This is a genomic window from Micromonospora endophytica, assembly GCF_003236305.1.
Classification (GTDB): Bacteria; Actinomycetota; Actinomycetes; order Mycobacteriales; family Micromonosporaceae; genus Micromonospora; species Micromonospora endophytica.
In genome coordinates, this window is record NZ_POTX01000113.1 from 1 (window position 1) to 18,619 (window position 18,619).

Sequence of the window (18,619 nt, forward strand, 5' to 3'; positions counted from 1 at the left end):
CCTAACCCCTCCCCGCTCGCGCCCGCTGGGGCGGGCGCGAGCGGGGAGGGGTTAGGAGCCGGAGGTTACGCGGTAGGCGTCGAAGACGCCGTCGACCTTGCGGACGGCCGCGAGCAGGTGGCCGAGGTGTTTCGGGTCGGCCATCTCGAAGCTGAACCGGCTCACCGCCACCCGGTCGCGGGTGGTGGTGACGGTGGCGGAGAGGATGTTGACCCGCTCCTCGGAGAGCACCCGGGTGACGTCGGCGAGCAGCTTGTGCCGGTCCAGCGCCTCCACCTGGATGGCAACCAGGAAGGTGGAGGCGGAGGTGAGCTTCCAGTTCACCTCGACCACCCGTTCACCCTGGGCGCGCAGGTCCTCGGCGTTGGCGCAGTCGTCGCGGTGCACACTCACCCCGCCGGAGCGGGTCACGAAGCCGAAGACCGAGTCCGGCGGGACCGGGGTGCAGCAGCGGGCCAGCTTGATCCACACGTCGCTGACGCCACGGACCACCACACCCGGGTCGTGGCTGTTGGCCCGGCTGCGCGGCGGCCGGGTGGCCACGGCGGTCTCGGCGATGTCCTCGGCCGCGCCCTCCTCGCCACCGTAGGTGGCCATCAGCTTCTGCACCACGGACTGGGCGGAGACCTGACTGTCGCCGACTGCCGCGTACAGCGAGGCGACGTCGGCCAGGTGCAGGTCCCGGGCGATCGCCATCAGGTTGTCGGAGGTGAGCATCCGCTGCAACGGCATGCCCTGCTTGCGCATCGCCTTGACGATCGCGTCCTTGCCCTCCTCGATCGCCTCCTCGCGACGCTCCTTGTTGAAATATTGTCGGATCTTCGTGCGCGCCCGGGGGCTCTTGACGAAGCCCAACCAGTCCTGCGTCGGGCCGGCCGTCTCGGACTTCGACGTGAAGATCTCGATCACGTCGCCGTTGGACAGCGTCGACTCCAGCGGCACCAGCTTGCCGTTGACCCGCGCGCCGATGCACTTGTGCCCGACCTCGGTGTGCACCGCGTACGCGAAGTCGACAGGCGTCGACCCGGTCGGCAGCGGGATGACGTCACCCTTGGGGGTGAAGACGTACACCTCCTGGCTGGACAGGTCGAACCGCAGCGCGTCCAGGAACTCGCTCGGGTCGGCCGCCTCCCGCTGCCAGTCCAGCAGCTGCCGCAGCCAGGTCATCTCGTCGATGTGCGCCGGCGGGCCGACGATCTGGGTGCCCTTGTGCTCCTTGTACTTCCAGTGCGCCGCGATGCCGAACTCCGCCGTCCGGTGCATCGCGTACGTGCGGATCTGCATCTCCACCGGCTTGCCGGTCGGCCCGATCACCGTGGTGTGCAACGACTGGTACATGTTGAACTTGGGCATCGCGATGTAGTCCTTGAACCGGCCCGGCACCGGCTGCCAGTTCGCGTGGATCACGCCCAACGCCGCGTAGCAGTCCCGCACCGTGTCGACCAGGATCCGCACACCCACCAGGTCGTAGATGTCGTTGAAGTCCCGACCCCGCACGATCATCTTCTGGTAGATCGAGTAGAGGTGCTTCGGCCGACCGGTGGTCTCCGCCTTGATCTTGGCGGCCTTCAGGTCGGTCTGGACCTTCTGCGTCACCTGCCGCAGCAGCGCCTCCCGCTGCGGCTGGTGCTCCCCGATCAGCCTGTTGATCTCCTCGAACCGCTTCGGGAACAGCGTCCCGAACGCGAGATCCTCAAGCTCCCACTTGATGGTGTTCATACCCAGGCGGTGGGCCAGCGGGGCGAGGATCTCCAGCGTCTCCTTGGCCTTCTGCTCCCGCTTCGGCGCGGGCAGGAAGGAGAGCGTACGCATGTTGTGCAGCCGGTCGGCCAGCTTGATCACCAGGACCCGCGGGTCCTTGGCCATGGCCACCACCATCTTGCGGATCGTCTCGGCCTTGGCCGCGTCACCGAGCTTGACCTTGTCCAGCTTGGTGACCCCGTCGACGAGCAGGGCGACCTCGCCGCCGAAGTCGGCGCGCATCTGGTCGAGGGTGTACTCGGTGTCCTCGATGGTGTCGTGCAGCAGCGCGGCGACCAGGGTGGTGGTGTCCATGCCCAGGTTGGCCAGGATGGTCGCCACCGCGAGCGGGTGGGTGATGTACGGGTCACCGGACTTGCGGTACTGCCCGGAGTGCCAGCGCGCCGAGGTGTCGAAGGCGCGCTGCAACAGCCGCGCGTCGGCCTTGGGGTGATTCTCCCGGTGTGAGGCGATCAGCGGCTCCAGCACCTCGCTGACCTGCGACGACTGCCACGGCGCGTTGAACCGTGCCAGCCGTGCCCGGACCCGGCGGCCGGTGGGCGCGTTGGACAGGCCGAAGCCGCTGCTCGGCAACGGCTCACCGGTGGTGTCGGCGGCGGTGCCGTCCGCGGCGACGGCCGTACGGGCCAGATCGTTGCTGGGCTGGACCGCGCCGGAGCCGCCACTCGACGCCGGGGCGGCGCTGCTGCGATCGGTCACCGAGCCGTCCGCGTCGCCTGTCGGGTGCACCGTGCCCTCCACCGGAGGGGCGACATCGTGGGACACCGGCCTCCTCACCGATCGCCGGAAATGAACCGACCGTCCACCGGCCGGCCTGGTCTCGTGCCGCTCGGACGGGCACCGCCCGTCTCAGCAATGGGCAATGCTACCCGCACCGGGGGTGCCCTGCCGCTCCGCCGGACGGCCCGTGCCGGCTCCACCCGGTGGCGGCGTCGTCTCAAACGGTCAACAGGGCATGCACCGGACGCGGCGCCAACCGCTCCCGGCCGCCGAGGAAGGAAAGTTCCAGCAGCACGGTGAAGCCGGCCATGGTGCCACCGGCCCGCTCCACCAGATCGAGCGTCGCTCCGGCGGTGCCGCCGGTGGCGAGCACGTCGTCGACCACCAGCACCCGGTGCCCGGCGGTGAACGCGTCCTGGTGCACCTCCAGGGTGGCCTCGCCGTACTCCAGGGCGTAGGAGGCGGCGTAGGCGGGCCGGGGAAGCTTGCCGGCCTTGCGCACCGGCACCACACCGACCCCGGTGGCGTACGCGATGGCCGCCGCGATCACGAAGCCGCGCGCCTCGATGCCGACCACTGTGTCGAACGAGTCCCGCCCGTGGTACGCGATGATCCCGTCGATCACGTCCCGGAACGCGTCGCCGTCGGCGAAGAGCGGCATGAGGTCCTTGAACATGACGCCCGGCTTGGGGAAGTCGGGCACGTCGAGCACCCGGCTGGCGACCAGCCGGGCCGCCTCCGGGCCGCTGTCTCCGCGTACTCCGGTGCTGTGGGTCTCCGTCACGGCAGTTCCGCTCCCCTTCACACGTCGACGGCGTCCGGCGCGCTGCTCGCACAGCATGCCGGACGCCGTCTGGTCCGTTCCTACCGGGTCGTCCCCGGTGCGCTCAGCGGCGCTTTCCGCCTCCCGGACGGTTGCCGCCGGCCCCGCGCGGACGCCCACCCCGGGCGCCGCCGGAGCGCTTGCCGGCCGGGCGGGAACCCACCTTGGGCGCGGCGGCGCCGGCCAGAGCAGCGCCCTCCGCGGGCTCCGGCTCGTCGTGCTCCTCGTCCTCCGGCTCGGCCGGACTCGGGGCGGTCTTGCCGCTCTTGCCGGCCGGCACCTCGCCGCGGCTGATCGCCCCCCGCCGGGTCTCCACCCGCTTGTTGTGCGCCTGGATCCGCGGGTCCTGGTTCTTCAGCACCACCAGCAGCGGAGTGGCCAGCAGGATGGAGGTGAGGAACGCCATCGCCATACCGACGAAGAGCACCAGGCCGAGGTCCTTCAGGGTGCCCGCGCCGAGCAGACCGGCCCCGATGAAGAGGATGCCGCCGACCGGGAGCAGCGCCACCACCGAGGTGTTCAGCGAACGCATCAGGCTCTGGTTGACGGCCAGGTTGGCCGCCTCGCCGTACGTCTGGTTGTTGTTCGCGGTGATTCCCTTGGTGTTCTCCTGCACCTTGTCGAAGACCACCACCACGTCGTAGAGCGCGAAGCCCAGGATGGTGAGGAAACCGATGATCGTCGACGGGGTGACCTCGAACCCGACGATCGAGTAGATGCCGGCGGTGAGGACCAGGTTCATCACCAGGGCGAACAGGGCCGCGACAGCCATCTGCCACTCGAACCGGAAGACCAGGTACGTGGTCACCACGGCGAGGAAGATGACCAGACCGAGCAGGGCCCGGTTGGTCACCTGGCTGCCCCACGCCTCGCTGACCCGGTTGGCGCTGATCTGTGCCGGGTCGATGCCGAACCGCTCGCCCATCGCGAGCCGGGCCGCCTCGGCCTGTGCCGGGTCGAGCTCCGTGGTCCGCAGCTCGTAGAACTCGCCGCCACCACCACCGACCTGCTGCGTGGTGACCACCCGGGCACCCTCGGCGCCCAGCACGTCGTTCGCGGTGCTCTCCGCCGTGTCCATGGTGCCGACACTGGTGGGGATCTGGAACGAGTTGCCACCGGCGAACTCGATGCCGGGATTGAACCCCTTGATGAGCAGGCTGCCCAGCGCGATCAGCACCAGCACGGCGGCCACGGCGAACCACATCTTGCGCCGGCCGACGATGTTGAGGCCGGCCTCACCCCGGTAGAGGCGGCTTGCCAGAGAATTCTCAGCAGCGGCCATCTCAGGCCTCCTTGACGACGCGCGGGTTGCGGGACTGTGCCTGCTGTTCCGACCGGGGCGGCAACACCCGGCCGAGACCGCTGACCCGCGGGGACAGGAATGCCCGGCTGCGGGCGAGCATGGCCATCATCGGGTGCCGGAAGAGGAAGACCACTACCAGGTCCAGCACGGTGGCCAGGCCGAGGGCGAAGGCGAAGCCCTTGACCGTGCCGACCGAGACCAGGTAGAGCACCACTGCCGACATGATGGTGATGGCGTTTGCCGAGATGATCGTCCGGCGGGCCCGGACCCAGGCGCGGGAGACCGCGCTGCGCGGGCTGCGGCCCTCGCGGATCTCGTCCTTGAGCCGTTCGAAGTAGATGACGAACGAGTCCGCCGCCACACCCAGCGAGACGATGATGCCGGCGATGCCGGCGAGGGTGAGCGTGAAGCCGATCTGCCGGCCGAGCAGCACCAGGGCACCGAAGAGCAGCAGGGCGGAGAGCACCAGGCTCGCGAAGATCACCGAGCCGAGCAGCCGGTAGTAGAAGAACGAGTAGATGATGACCAGCAGCATGCCGATGCCGGCCGCGAGCAGACCGGCCCGCAGGTGGCTCTCGCCCAGGGTGGCGGTGACGTTCTGCTGCTCCTGCGGTTCGAAGGTGACCGGCAGGGCACCGTAGCTCAGGTAACCGGCCAGTTCGGCGGCCTCGGCGTTGCTGAAGTTGCCGGTGATCTGCGAGTTGCCGGTGAGGACACCCTGGATCTGCGGAGACGAGATGATCTCGTTGTCCAGCACCACCGCGACGCGGCACTTGCCCTCGTCGCCGAGCGCCGAGGCGTCACATGCCTGGCCCTCGTTGTTGAACGCCTCCCGGGTCAGCGCGGTCCACTTGTCCTGACCCGAGCTGGTGAAGTTGAGGCTGACGACCCACTGGCTGGTCTGGTCGCGCACCGCATTGGCGTCGGAGACGTCGGTGCCCTGCACCTTCGCCACGTCCAGCAGGTTCTTCGCGTAGCCGCCCTCACAGGCGACGACCTGATCGTCGGGGTTGGAGATGGAGCCTGCGGGTCGTTCGTCGAGCTGGACGCAGCCGATGGTCGGCACGTTGAACTGCATCTGCGCCGGCAACGCCGCCACCTCGCGTCCGGTCAGCTCGGCGAAGGGCTTGAGCTTCTCGGCGAGCGTCGGGTCGGCGCTCAGGTCGGCAGGTGCCTGCAGGCCGTTGGCCGCGGCCCATGCCTCCGCGCCCACCTTCTGCTCGACCGCCCGGCGCTGCTCCTCGATGCTCTGCGGCACCGGCTCCTCGCTGGCGCTCGGCGACGCGCTCGGCGTCGCAGCGGCGCTCGGCGTGGCGCTGGGGGTGGGCGCGCCGCCACCCTGACCACCCGACGGCGAGGCGCTGGCCTCGGCGTTCGGGGTGGGGCTGGCGCTGCCCGAGGGAGCCGCGCTGCCCGACGGGGTCGGCTCGGCGCTGTCGGCCGGGCTGGGCGCGGGCGACGGGATGGTGCCGCTGCCGTCGGCGATCTTCAGAACTTTGCGGAACCTCAGCTCGGCGGCGGTGCCGACCTCGGTGAGGTCGCGGTTCTCGCCGGGCAGGGAGACGACGATGTTGCGGTCGCCCTCGGTGACCACCTCGGCCTCGGCCACGCCGTACCCGTTGACCCGGCTCTCGATGATCTGGCGCGCGCGCTCCAGGTTCTCCGCCGTCGGGGCCCGGCCGTCGGCGGTGTTCGTCGCCTCCAGCGTCATCCGGGTGCCGCCGACGAGGTCGAGACCGAGACGGGGTTCGAGCCGGTCCTTCCAGCCACCGCTGGCACCGCCCGAGAAGAACACCAAAAGGTAGAGGACGACGAAGATGCCCGCGAGGACGGCCAACTGCCGTCCCGGGCGCATCTGTCCCTGAGGTGGTGCCACGGCTGTCCTGTCTCCCTGTACGGTCGCGCCGCCGCGGCGCGGCGGCGGGTCGGCCGGCGTTTCGGCCGACGATCTGCCTGTCCGACGGCGCCCGGGGCTGACGCCGCCGCCTTGGGTGGTCGACGCGGGCGCGTGGACCGGAGGCGAGCCGGCGCGCCGACGCCCGGCGTCGGCCTGCTATCCAGTTGTTTCCCACCGCGCGCTTTCGGCGCTCACCCGCCCGGGGACGCGTGCGGGCCAGTCCCACCCGGTCGAGCCGCCGACCGGGTGGGCGCGGTGCTTACTCCTTGACGGCGTCGGTCTCCTCGGCCGCCGACTCGACGGGCTGCTCCGCCTTGGTGACGACCCGGGCGATGGCCGGGCGGGCGTAGCGGGTCTGCACTCCGGGAGCGACTTCGAGCAGGACACTGTCGTCCTCGACGCCGGTGACCGTGCCGTACAGCCCGCCGATGGTGACCACCTCGTCGCCGGCGGAGAGACCGGACTGCATCGCCTCGGCCTCGCGGCGGCGCTTCTGCTGGGGGCGGATCATCATGAAGTACATGACGCCGAAGAGCAGCGCGATCATGAGGATCGGGGTGATGCTGCCCGCTCCGCTGCCTTCTGCTGCGTAGAGCACGGTTGTCGACCTTCCCATTGGCCTCCGCCGACATGTGAACGTCGGAGCGGAGGCGGATTTTCACATCCTGTACAGACCGCGGCGAGTCTAGTCGCTCTGTCTGGGAACGCCGAATGCGGCGCAGATCACGAACAGGTCACGGCTCATCGGTGTCCATCGAGAAGAGATCGGGCGCGGAAGGAGCTTCAAGGCCGAATGTACCATTTGGCGGCTTACGCCCGAGATGGTGCCAGGCTGCCTCGGTGGCCACTCGGCCGCGCGGCGTACGGGCCAGCAGACCGGCCCGCACCAGGAAGGGCTCGCAGACCTCCTCGACCGTGTCCGGCTGCTCCCCCACCGCCACCGCCAGGGTGGACAGGCCCACCGGACCACCCCGGAACGAGTCGACAAGCGCCGTCAGCACCGCCCGGTCCAGCCGGTCGAGCCCGAGCGCGTCCACGTCGTACACGGTCAGCGCCGCGCGGGCGGTCTCCACGGTGACCACGCCGTCGGCGCGTACCTCGGCGAAGTCCCGCACCCGGCGCAGCAGGCGGTTGGCGATCCGGGGCGTGCCCCGGGACCGGCCGGCGATCTCCGCCGACCCCTCGTCGGTGATCGGTACGCCGAGGATGCGCGCCGAGCGCCGCAGCAGCACCTCCAACTCGGCGGGGGCGTAGAAGTCCAGGTGCGCGACGAAACCGAAGCGGTCCCGCATCGGCCCGGTCAGCAGACCGGACCGGGTGGTCGCACCGACCAGGGTGAACGGCTCGACGTCCAGCGGGATGGCGGTGGCGCCGGGCCCCTTGCCGACCACCACGTCGACCCGGAAGTCCTCCATCGCGCTGTAGAGCAACTCCTCCGCCGGCCGGGCGATGCGGTGAATCTCGTCGATGAAGAGCACGTCGCCCTCGGCGAGGCTGGTCAGGATCGCGGCCAGGTCGCCGGAGCGTTCGATGGCCGGGCCGCTGGTCACCCGGATGCCGGTGCCCAGCTCGGCGGCGACGATGTTGGCGAGCGTCGTCTTGCCGAGGCCCGGCGGCCCGGAGAGCAGGATGTGGTCGGGCGGCGAGCCACGCCGCATCGCGCCCTGCAACAGCAGGTCGAGCTGGTCGCGGACCCGGTGCTGGGCGATGAACTCGTCGAGCCGTTTCGGCCGGACGCTCACCTCCGCGTCGCGTTCCGCCTCGCTGACGTACGCCGAGACCAGGTTGCCGTCCGGTGCGCTCATCGGGTCCGGCCCAGCAGCCGGATGGCCTGCTTGAGCAGCACCGGCACCGGCGGGGTGGGGCCGTCGACGGTCTCCGCCACGGCGGCCACCGCCTGGTCGGCCTGCCCGGCCGTCCAGCCGAGCCCGATCAGCGCCTGGCGCACCTGCTCGGGCCAGGCGCCGCCGGTGACCCCGGCCGCGCCGTCGGCGCCGACCGGCACCGGGCCGATCCGGTCGCGCAGCTCCAGCACCAGCCGCTCGGCGCCCTTCTTGCCGATCCCCGGCACCCGGGTCAGGGCGGCGGTGTCGGCGTTGGCGATGGCCTTGCGTACCGCATCCGGGGTGTGCACGGCGAGCACCGCCTGGGCCAGCCGGGGACCGACCCCGCTGGCGGTCTGCAACAGCTCGAACAGCGCCTTGGCGTCGTCGTCGGCAAAGCCGTAGAGGGTGAGTGAGTCCTCCCGGACCACCAGGCTGGTGGCCAGCCGCGCCGACTGGCCGATCCGCAGGTCGGCGATGGTGCCGGGGGCGCACTGCACGGCCAGGCCGACCCCACCGACCTCGATCACCGCGTGGTCCGGACCGGTGGCGGTCACCACGCCACGCACACTGGCGATCATCTCGCTCCTCCTCGTCTCACCCGGTCCGCGGCGGCGGCCAGCTTGGATCGGGTGCCACCGCGCCAGACGTGACAGATGGCGAGCGCCAGGGCGTCCGCGGCGTCGGCCGGGCGCGGCGGCTCGGCCAGCCGCAGCAGCCGGGTCACCATCGCGGTCATCTGCGCCTTGTCCGCCTGGCCGGAACCGGTCACCGCCGCCTTGACCTCGCTCGGGGTGTACGTCTGCACCGGCAGCCCGGCGCGCGCCCCGGCGAGCACGGCGATCCCGCTGGCCTGGGCGGTGCCCATCACCGTACGCACGTTGTGCTGGCTGAACACCCGCTCCACCGCGACGCTCTCCGGTTGGTGCTCGGCCACCAGGTCGGTGAGGGAGCGGTCCAGGTGCAGCAGACGGGTCGGCAACTCGTCGGCGGGGTCGGTGTAGATCACGTAGTAGGCGACGAGCGTGCAGGGACGCCCGGGCACTCCCTCGACCACGCCGACCCCACACCTGGTCAGCCCCGGGTCGACGCCGAGCACCCGCACCCGCCCCACCTCCCCACCGCCGGGCCGCACATGTGTTCGACACCCTACCGATCCCATCGGATCGTCGCGCTCCGGGACACGCCCACCGCCGCCGGGTGTCCACACCGCCCACACCATCCGGTACGGGTATGTGCCGCGACCCCATGTGCGCCCGGCCACACAGCTCGTAACTTCATGCCCCATGACGGCAGAACCCGTGGCGGTCCCCCACGTCGTGAACGTCGACCTCGCTGGTCGTACCGCCCTGGTGACCGGCGGCGGCAGCGGCATCGGCCGGGCCTGCGCGCTGCGGCTGGCCGCAGCCGGCGCGAGCGTGCTGGTGGTCGACCGCAACGTGGCGGCGGCCGAGCTGGTGGCCGCCGCGGCCGGTGGCCGGGCCGAGGGGGTGGACCTGGCCGACCCGGCGGCGGTGGACCGGCTCGACGTCGACGTGGACATCGTGGTCAACAACGCCGGTCTCCAGCACGTGGCCCCGGTACCGGAGTTCCCGGTCGAACGATTCACGCACCTCCAGCGAGTGATGGTCGAGGCGCCGTTCCGGCTGATCCGGCGGGCGTTGCCGCACATGTACGCGCGCGGCTGGGGCCGGATCGTCAACATCTCCTCGGTGCATGGGCTACGTGCCTCGCCCTACAAGGCCGCCTACGTCTCGGCCAAGCACGCGTTGGAGGGACTGTCCAAGGTGGTCGCGTTGGAGGGCGCGGCGCACGGCGTCACCGCCAACTGCATCAACCCGGCCTACGTGCGTACCGCGCTGGTGGAGAGCCAGATCGCCGACCAGGCGGCCACCCACGGCATCCCGGAGACCGAGGTGATCGAAAAGATCATGCTGGCCCGGGCGGCGATCAAGCGTCTGATCGAACCCGAGGAGGTGGCGGAACTGCTGGCCTACCTCTGCTCGCCGCCCGCCGCGTTCCTCACCGGCGCCTCGATCGCACTCGACGGGGGCTGGACGGCGAACTAGTGTCCCCCCGCACAATGTCGGTCATGTCGTCGCCGGTGGAGTTCCTGGAACTGCTCGCCCGGGAGGCCGCCGCGGTCGAGTTCGAGGGTCCGCTGGTCGCCGCCCGGGCCGCCGGGCTGCCCGCCGACCGGATCGCCGAGCTGGAGCGGGCCAAGACGGTGGCGCTGCGGGTCCGCGCGCTGCTGGAGCGCCGCCGCCGTCGGGAGAGCGAACTCTCCGGCCTGTACGACACGGTCAGCGACCTGGCCGGGCTGCGGGACCTGGACGACGTGCTGCGGGCGATCGTGCACCGGGCCCGGCACCTGCTCGGCGCCGACGTGGCCTACATGACCCTCAACGACGCCGAGCGTGGCGACACCTACATGCGGGTGACCGACGGCTCGGTCTCGGCCCGGTTCCAGCAGCTGCGGCTGCCCATGGGTGCCGGTCTCGGCGGTCTGGTGGCCCAGTCGGGGGCGCCGTACGTGACCGCGAACTACCCGCAGGACGAGCGGTTCCACCACACCCGGGAGATCGACGCCGGGGTGGGCGAGGAAGGGCTGGTGGCCATCCTCGGGGTGCCGCTGCGGCTCGGCTCCACCAGCATCGGCGTGCTCTACGCGGCGAACCGTTCGGCCCGGCCGTTCGCCCGCGAGGAGGTGGCGCTGCTGCTCTCGCTGGCCGCGCACGCCGCCGTGGCGATCGACACGGCGCGGCTGCTCGCCGAGACCCAGGCGGCGCTCGCGGAACTCTCCGCCGCCAACACCACGATCCGGGCGCACAGCAGCTCGGTGGAGCGGGCCGCGGCGGCACACGACCGGATGACCGCGCTGGTGCTGCGCGGCGGCGGGGTGGAGGACGTGACCGCGGCGGTGACCGACGTGCTGGGCGGGTCGCTGTTGGCGTTGGACGCCGAGGGCCGGCGGCTGGCCCGGGTCGGCGAGATCGACGAGCCGGACCGGACGGACATCGTCGAGGCGGTCGCCGCGTCCCGGACCGAAGGGCGCAGCGTACGCCGGGGTGCGCTGTGGTACGCCGCGGTGGTGGCCGGCGCGGAGAACCTGGGCGCGCTGGTGCTGCACCCGGAGGACGAGCTGGCCGACGCCGACCAACGGATCCTGGAGCGGGCCGCCCTGGTGACCGCGCTGCTGCTGCTGTTCCGGCGGACCGTCGCCGAGGCCGAGGGGCGGGTCCGGGGCGAGTTGCTCGACGACCTGATCGCCCGGCCGCTGCGCGACACCGACGCCCTGCGCAGCCGGGCCCGCCGCCTCGGCGTGGACCTGGACGCCCCGCACGTGCTGGTGGCCGTGGGCGAGGACGCCATCGCGGCGACCGGGTCGGCCCGCCAGCGGGTGCTCTCCTGGGCCACCACGTACGCCTCGGCCCGGGGCGGGCTGGCCGCGGCGCGTGACGGCCGGGTGGCGCTGATGCTGCCCGGGCAGGACGCCGGTGGCAGCGCCCGCGCGGTGTCCCGGGACCTGGCCCGGATCACCGGACGGCCGGTGACCGCCGGTGCCAGCGGCCCCTCCACCGGCCCGGCGTCACTGGCCACCGCGTTCCGGGAGGCCGACCGCTGCCTGACCGCGCTCGGCGCGTTGGGTCGGGCCGGGCAGGGGGCGAGCACCGTCGAGCTGGGCTTCGTCGGGCTGCTGCTGGGCACCGTCGACGGCGGCGGGGACGCCGACGTACGCCGGTTCCTCACCAGCACCCTGGGCCCGGTGATCGAGTACGACGCCCGGCGGGGCACCGCCCTGGTGCGGACGCTGGAGGCGTACTTCGGGGTGGGCGGCAGCCTGGCCCGGGCCGCCGAGCAGTTGCACGTGCACGTGAACACGGTGACCCAGCGGCTGGAACGGGTCGGTCAGCTGCTCGGCGCCGACTGGCAGCGCCCGGAGCGCGCCCTGGAGGTGCAGCTCGCCCTGCGCCTGCACCGGCTGCGTACCGCCGAGGTCTGAGCCCGCGCACCGGATCGGCGGCGCGGCCCCGCGCTCAGTGTTTGCCGTAGTGCTCGCGGGTCTCCCGGATGGCCGCCTCGGCCGCCGCGCGTTCCTGCGGGGTGACGCCCCGCTTGGCGGCGATGCGGGCCCGGAGCAGTTCCACCGCGATCGGGAGGACCGAGATGCCCACGATGGCGATCAGGATGAACTCGATGTTCGCCTTGACGAAGGGGATCTGGCCGAGGAAGTAGCCGAGCACCGTCACCCCGGTGCCCCAGAGGACACCGCCGATGATGTTGTAGGTGACGAAGGTGCGGTAGTTCATCCGGCTGACCCCGGCGACGATCGGGGTGAAGGTGCGGACGATCGGCACGAACCTCGCCAGCACGACCGAGCGGGCACCGTACTTCTCGAAGAAGTCGTGCGCCTTGAGCAGGTTCTCCTGTTTGAACAGCCGCGAGTTCGGGCGGCGGAACAGCGCCGGCCCGACCTTGCGGCCGAACAGGTAACCCACCTGGTCGCCGACGATCGCGGCGATGGTGATGAGCAGGCACACCAGCCACAACGGATAGGTGATGTAGCGTCCGTCGGCAACCAGCAGCCCGGTGGTGAACAGCAGCGAGTCACCCGGCAGGAAGAAGCCGATCAACAGGCCGGACTCGGCGAAGACGATAACCAGGATGCCCAGCAGGCCGAAGGTCGAGATCAGGTGTTCCGGGGAGAGCCAGTCCGGCCCGAGAGCCAGGGTGGTGACGGGCGTCGACACGACGTGACCTCCGATGACTGCGGCGAGCCACCCCCGGGCTCGGAACGCCCGTAGTCTACGGCGGCAACGGCCCATGCGCGGCAGCGACGGCCCACCCGCATCCTCCGCGCCTGGCAGTGGTCGGTCAGTGCGCGCGGATCCCGGTCAGCACCCCGTCGACGACCTTCTCGGGCATGGTCGTCTCGTCCAGGTCCGGGTTCCAGTTCAGCACCCGCTGGATGAGCATCGGGCCGGTGAGCATCGCCATGGTCACCTCGATGTCGAGGTCGGCCCGGAGTTCACCGCTGCGCACCCCCCGACGCAGCACCTCACGCATCACCGCCCGGCGGGGTTCGATGATGCTTTGGCAGAGCGCGTAGTGCTCGGGGCTGCGCTGCGCCTCGGGCAACAGACACGGCATGATCTTCGCCGCCCGCGGGTCGATGGTGTGTCCGATCGCACCGACGAGCAGGATCAGATCCTCCCGGACGGAGTGTCCGGTGGGCTGCGGCGGGGCGCCCTTGAGCGTACGCAGGGCGTCACGCAGCAGCGCGTCCTTGCCCGGCCAGCGGCGGTAGATGGTGGCCTTGCCGACCCCGGCCCGCGCGGCGATCGCCTCCATCGAGATCGCCTCGATCGTGCTGCCCTCCGCGAGCAGGTCCAGCGTGGCTTCGATGATCGCCTCGGCCGCACGGGTGCTCCGCGGCCGTCCGGGCGACCGCGGAGCATCCGTCGTACCTGTCATCTCGCCATTCTCGCCGATGTCAGGACGCAACGGCCAACTCGGGCTCCCCCAGTGTGGCCGACGCGCCGGTGGCGGTGCGGCCCGGCAACCACCGCAGCGCCACCAGGATGCCGGCCGCCGCGACCAGCGCGGCAATCACCGCCGCGAGGTGCATCGCCGAGATGAAGGCGTCGTCGGCCGCCGCGAGCAGGGCCGGCGCCGCCGGTCCGAGCTGCCCGGCGGCAGCGTACGCGCCGGCGATCGACTCGCCGGCCCCCTCGCGCGCCGCCGCCGGCAGGTCGGCCAGGGTCGGGTCGATGCCGGAGCGGTAGCCCGCGGCCAGCACCGAGCCGATCACCGCCACCCCGAGCGCGGCGGCCACCTGGCGGATGGTGTTGCTGACCGCGGAACCCACACCTGCCTTCTCCCGAGGCAACGCAGACATGATCGACTCGGTGGCGGGCGGCATGATGTTCGCCATCCCGGTGCCCAGGAGGAAGAAGACCACGAGCACCACCCAGATCGGGGTGGCCGCGTCCACGAAGGCGAACGCGGCCATCGACACCGCGGTCAGCACCAGCCCCACCACCGCGACCGTCCGGGCACCGTAGCGGCGCACCATCAGGGCGCTGCGCGGGGCGAAGACGAGTTGGGAGACCGCGAACGGCACGAAGAGCAGGCCGGTCTGCAGCGGGCTGTAGCCGCGCACCAGTTGCAGGTAGAACGAGCTGAAGAACATCACGCCCATGGCGGCGAAGAAGACCAGCCCGATCAGTGCCACCGGCGCGGCGAAGCGCGGCATCCGGAACAGGCCCACGTCGAGCGACGGGTGACTGCTGCGCCGCTCGTACGCGATGAACCAGGCCAGCACCGCGACGCCGCCGAGGATCGCCACCCAGACCAGCGGCCGACCGAAGCCGTGCTCGCCGCCGTCGATGATGCCGTAGGTCAGGGCGACCAGGCCGACCACCGAGAGCAGTACGCCGAACACGTCGATGCGGCCCGGCGACGGATCCCGCGACTCGGGCACCAGCACCGCCACCAGCAGCACGCCGAGCACCACGACCGGCACGTTGATCAGGAAGACCGAGCCCCACCAGAAGTGCTCCAGCAGCAGGCCGCCGAGCACCGGACCGATCGCCACGGCCAACCCGACCGCGCCGGCCCACACCCCGATGGCCCGCCCCCGCTCCCGGGGGTCGAAGACGTTGGAGATGATCGAGAGGGTGGCCGGCATGATGGCCGCGCCGCCGATCCCCATCAGCGCGCGGGCCGCGATGAGCTGGGCCGGGCTCTGGGCGTACGACGAGAGCAGCGACGCCAGGCCGAAGAGCACCAGCCCGACCAGCAGCGTCCGGCGCCGTCCGACCCGGTCACCGAGCACCCCGCAGGTGAAGAGCAACCCGGCGAAAACCAGGGTGTACGAGTTGATCGACCACTCCAGCTCGCCCTGCGTGGCCCCGAGTCCCCGGACCGGGTCGGCGAGGGTACGCAACGCGACGTTGAGGATGGTGTTGTCCAGCACGACCACGAGCAGGCTGATCACCAGCACGCCGAGGATCGCCCATCTCCTCGGGTGTCCGGTGTTCTCGTTCGGCGGCATCTCCGACACTCCCCGGTTTTCGATACGACCCAGTCCGTAATTGCCCCCTGAGCCTAGGTGCCGCATTTACGATACGGAACCGTTTCGTATCGTATGTGACGGCCGTCACCCCAGCCGGCGACGCTGACCTGCCCGTGGTCACCCTTGGGCGGTATGCCCGATATCCCGAGCCCGGTCTCGGAATGGCGGGCCGCCGAGCGGCGTTGTATCGGGTGGCTGACCGAACAGGGCCCCGGGTGCCGACCCCCCGGCACCGTCCCCCGGGAATCATCGCCCCCGGCCAGTCGTTACACCTGGTCCCGGCGTCGCGAAGTGGCCACCTCCGCCCCGCACGCCGGAGAGACCCCCTCTTCTTGTTCTTGAGCGCCGGACGGTGCTTGCGCATGCCGCGCCGACCCCCCGTTGGTGGTGTGCGCCGACCCCCGAATGGAGCTTCGTCATGAACACGATCTTCCGTAAGAGCGTGCTGGGTATCGCTGGTCTGGCTGTTGCCGGTGGTCTGGCTGCCGGCCCCCTGAACGAGGCTGTCGACACCACCCCGGCCAGCGGTGACCCGATCGCCGTGGCCGTGCGGGCCGACAAGCCCGACACCAGCAGGCTGGTCCCGCATGGCGTGCAGGGCGAGCAGTCGCGTATCGATCTGGACGCCGAGCAGACCGCCAACGTCAAGGCGATCATCGCCGCCACGAAGAAGGCCGGCATGGACGAGCGCCCCGCGGTCGTCTCCATCGCCACCGCGTTGCAGGAGTCGAAGCTGGAGAACCTGGGCCACCTGGGTGACCGCAACGACCACGACTCGCAGGGTCTGTTCCAGCAGCGTCCGTCCAGCGGCTGGGGCACGGTGGAGCAGATCACCGACCCCGAGTACTCCACCACCGCGTTCCTGAAGGGTTTGAAGCAGGTCGACGGCTGGCAGGACATGCCGCTGACCCAGGCCGCGCAGACCGTGCAGGTCTCGGCCTACCCCGACCACTACGCCCAGTGGGAACAGCAGGCCGCCGACCTGGTCACCCAGCACTGGAACAGCTGACCACGCGTGAACTGTTGGCCGGCACCCGGAAAGGGTGCCGGCCTTCTCACGTCTCGACCCCTCGACGCAGGCGTCGAACCCTCCTTTGCCTCGGGCGGCTATGTTGATGATCAACTCAGCAGGTCATCCCTGGAAGGTTCGGCGCTCATGCCCTTCGGTTTCATACTCGCGATGGTCACCGCCGCCGTCGCGGCCCTCGCGTTCGCTGTCACTCTGCTCAGCTCGCCAACTCGCCACAGCCAACCGGGTTCCCGCTCCGCTGGCCGAAGCGTGCGTCAGGGCGCGGCCCTGGCGGCCGCCGCCGCTCTGCTCGCGACCCTCATGCTCACGGTCGCGTCGAGCGCCCACTCGGTGCCGATCCGCTCGGTCGGAATCGTCACCAGCTTCGGCAAACCGACAGGCGAGGTGACCGGCTCCGGCCTGAAATGGGTCGCGCCCTGGCAGCGGGTCGGCGAATGGGACGCCGGGCGGCAGAAGTACGACCACATCGGTGACACCAACTGCGTACGTGTGCGTACCGGCACGCTCGCCGACGCCTGCGTCGAGGTGCTTGTCGAGTGGCAGGTCCGCCCCGAGAACGCGCCGAAGCAGTTCATGGACTACAAAGGCGACTTCGAGAGCTTCCGCGGCCAGCGGGTCGGCGTACAGCTCGACAGCGCGGTCAACGACGCGTTCACCGCGTACAACCCGCTGGAGCGGATCGACGCGAAGACCGGCAACCTCAACGTCGACCTCAAGCCCTTCTCGGAGAGCATCAAGACCAACGCCGAGAGCCGCCTCGCCGACGACGTGGACATCCTGTCGGTCACCATCACCCGGGTCAACCATGACGACAAGACCGAGGGCAACATCAAGGCGTTCCAGGACAAGCTCGCCCAGACCCGCAACCTCGAACAGGACCGCCGCAACGCCGAGATCCAGAAGCAGATCACCGAGACCAACGCCAAGGTGGACAAGGTGACCCGCTGTCTGGAGATCTCCGAGAAGAACGGCAGCGCGCCAGGACTGTGCATCAACCCCGGCATCATCACCGGCACCGGCAAGTGACCACCCCCGCCGCCGCACCCCGCAGCCCTACGGCGCGGCGTGCGGCGGCGCGGCGATGCGCGGCGTGCAGCGGCGCGGCGATGTTAATAAGGGGCCCCTGCTCTACCTGAGGCGTTAACAGGGGGCCCCTCCTTTCAACTGGTCAGGGCGTTGAGGGCGAGGTTTACGTCGTCTTCGGTGGTGTAGAGGTGGAAGGCGGCTCGGACCCGGCCGGCGCGGACTGCCGCCCGGACCCCGGCTCGTGCGAGTTTCTCCTGCGCGCCGGGCACCTCCACGCTGACGATCGCGCTCTGCCCGGGCGGTTGCCCCAGTCCCGCCAGGAACCGGTTCGCCAGCGCCACGTCGTACGCGTGCACCGCTGGCACTCCGATCTCCAGCAGCAGTTCCAGAGCCGGGGCGGAACCGACCCAGTTGAACCAGGCCGGCGAGATGTCGAACCGGCGGGCGTCGTCGGCCAGCCGCAGCGGTGGGCCGTAGTAGGAGCTGTGCGGATCGGGAGCGGCGTACCAACCGGCGGCGTCCGGTCGCATCCGGTCCCGCAGCGCGGGGGCGAGGTAGGCGAAGGCGCTGCCCCTGGGCCCCATCAGCCACTTGTAGCCGCCGACGGCCACCACGTCGGCGCGGCTGGCGTCGAACGGCAGCCAGCCGCACGCCTGGGTGGCGTCGACGGCGACGAACGCGCCGTGCGCCCGGGCCGCCGCGACGATGTCGTCGTACGCGGCCAGCGCGCCGTCGGCGGACTGCACCAGGCTGAACGCCACCAGGTCGGTGTCGGCGTCGATCGAGGACGCCAGCTCGTCGAGCGGCACGGTACGCACCTGGACGCCCCGGCTCTCCTGCACCAGCCAGGGGAAGAGGTTGGAGGTGAACTCGACTTCGGGCACCACCACCCGGGCACCGGCGGGCAACGAGGCGGCCACCGGCGCCAACAGTTGGGACACGGATGCGCCGATCGACACGTCGGCGGTGGGTACGCCGACGATCCGGGCGAAGGCGGCCCGGGACCGGTCGGCCGATTCACTCCAGGTTTCCCACACCCCGCGGCCCGCCCGCCAGCCGGCGAGGGCCTCCTGCAACGCTTCCCAGGCCGGGTCGGGGGGCAACCCGTAGCTGGCGGTGTTCAACCACCCCGGATGCGGCTGCCACATCTTCTGCGCC

General features: G+C 71.0%; 16 protein-coding genes. 4 read left to right on the forward strand and 12 right to left on the reverse strand.

Annotated elements, in window-relative coordinates; genetic code table 11:
• Positions 1-51: 51 nt before the first annotated feature.
• From C1I93_RS17220 to ruvC, 8 genes are all read right to left on the reverse strand, one after another.
• Positions 52-2,526 carry a RelA/SpoT family protein gene (locus tag C1I93_RS17220; protein ID WP_111244310.1) on the reverse strand — a complete coding sequence of 825 codons (2,475 nt, stop codon included), beginning with the start codon at positions 2,524-2,526 and terminating at the stop codon, positions 52-54.
• A gap of 172 nt (positions 2,527-2,698) precedes the next feature.
• Entirely contained in the window at positions 2,699-3,265 is a 567-nt protein-coding gene (locus C1I93_RS17225) for an adenine phosphoribosyltransferase (RefSeq protein WP_111244311.1), read from the reverse strand.
• 103 nt (positions 3,266-3,368) lie between these two features.
• Positions 3,369-4,586: a protein translocase subunit SecF gene (secF, locus tag C1I93_RS17230; protein WP_111244312.1), complete on the reverse strand. Its 1,218-nt coding sequence runs from the start codon at positions 4,584-4,586 to the stop codon at positions 3,369-3,371.
• Position 4,587: 1 nt separating this feature from the next.
• Positions 4,588-6,462, reverse strand: coding sequence for a protein translocase subunit SecD (gene secD, locus C1I93_RS17235; RefSeq protein ID WP_111244313.1), 1,875 nt, complete (start codon positions 6,460-6,462; stop codon positions 4,588-4,590).
• Positions 6,463-6,763: 301 nt separating this feature from the next.
• A complete protein-coding gene (yajC, locus tag C1I93_RS17240) occupies positions 6,764-7,102 on the reverse strand; it encodes a preprotein translocase subunit YajC (RefSeq protein WP_181445210.1) in 339 nt (112 codons plus the stop codon).
• A gap of 136 nt (positions 7,103-7,238) precedes the next feature.
• Positions 7,239-8,309, reverse strand: coding sequence for a Holliday junction branch migration DNA helicase RuvB (gene ruvB, locus C1I93_RS17245; RefSeq protein WP_111244315.1), 1,071 nt, complete (start codon positions 8,307-8,309; stop codon positions 7,239-7,241).
• On the reverse strand, positions 8,306-8,908 hold the full coding sequence (ruvA, locus tag C1I93_RS17250; protein ID WP_111244316.1) for a Holliday junction branch migration protein RuvA: 603 nt from the start codon (positions 8,906-8,908) through the stop codon (positions 8,306-8,308). The genes ruvB and ruvA overlap by 4 nt, the downstream gene beginning before the upstream one ends.
• A complete protein-coding gene (ruvC, locus tag C1I93_RS17255) occupies positions 8,905-9,432 on the reverse strand; it encodes a crossover junction endodeoxyribonuclease RuvC (protein ID WP_111244323.1) in 528 nt (175 codons plus the stop codon). The genes ruvA and ruvC overlap by 4 nt, the downstream gene beginning before the upstream one ends.
• 181 nt (positions 9,433-9,613) lie before the next feature.
• Between ruvC and C1I93_RS17260 the strand changes: the two genes are divergently transcribed.
• Together C1I93_RS17260 and C1I93_RS17265 are read left to right on the forward strand one after the other, a co-directional pair.
• Positions 9,614-10,396: a 3-hydroxybutyrate dehydrogenase gene (locus C1I93_RS17260; protein WP_111244317.1), complete on the forward strand. Its 783-nt coding sequence runs from the start codon at positions 9,614-9,616 to the stop codon at positions 10,394-10,396.
• A gap of 14 nt (positions 10,397-10,410) precedes the next feature.
• Positions 10,411-12,330: a helix-turn-helix domain-containing protein gene (locus C1I93_RS17265; protein ID WP_111244318.1), complete on the forward strand. Its 1,920-nt coding sequence runs from the start codon at positions 10,411-10,413 to the stop codon at positions 12,328-12,330.
• A gap of 34 nt (positions 12,331-12,364) precedes the next feature.
• On the opposite strand, the gene C1I93_RS17270 is transcribed toward C1I93_RS17265, so the two are convergent.
• The 3 genes from C1I93_RS17270 to C1I93_RS17280 form a co-directional block, all read right to left on the reverse strand.
• The gene (locus tag C1I93_RS17270; RefSeq protein ID WP_111244319.1) at positions 12,365-13,078 is read right to left on the reverse strand and encodes a DedA family protein; all 714 of its coding nucleotides are present in this window, start codon (positions 13,076-13,078) and stop codon (positions 12,365-12,367) included.
• Positions 13,079-13,202: 124 nt separating this feature from the next.
• Positions 13,203-13,802 (reverse strand): TetR/AcrR family transcriptional regulator, encoded by a 600-nt coding sequence (locus C1I93_RS17275; RefSeq protein ID WP_111244320.1) that lies wholly within the window; start codon positions 13,800-13,802, stop codon positions 13,203-13,205.
• 19 nt (positions 13,803-13,821) lie between these two features.
• Positions 13,822-15,384 (reverse strand): MFS transporter, encoded by a 1,563-nt coding sequence (locus C1I93_RS17280; RefSeq protein ID WP_111244324.1) that lies wholly within the window; start codon positions 15,382-15,384, stop codon positions 13,822-13,824.
• A 439-nt stretch (positions 15,385-15,823) separates the two neighbouring features.
• On the opposite strand from C1I93_RS17280, the gene C1I93_RS17285 reads away from it, so the two are divergent.
• Both C1I93_RS17285 and C1I93_RS17290 read left to right on the forward strand, forming a co-directional pair.
• Positions 15,824-16,414: a hypothetical protein gene (locus C1I93_RS17285; protein ID WP_111244321.1), complete on the forward strand. Its 591-nt coding sequence runs from the start codon at positions 15,824-15,826 to the stop codon at positions 16,412-16,414.
• Positions 16,415-16,561: 147 nt separating this feature from the next.
• Positions 16,562-17,461, forward strand: a complete 900-nt coding sequence (locus C1I93_RS17290) for an SPFH domain-containing protein (RefSeq protein ID WP_111244322.1) — start codon at positions 16,562-16,564, stop codon at positions 17,459-17,461.
• A gap of 134 nt (positions 17,462-17,595) precedes the next feature.
• Here C1I93_RS17290 and C1I93_RS17295 read toward each other — a convergent pair.
• The coding region (locus C1I93_RS17295) for an aminotransferase class V-fold PLP-dependent enzyme (RefSeq protein ID WP_111244325.1) at positions 17,596-18,619 on the reverse strand (1,024 nt) is incomplete at its 5' end.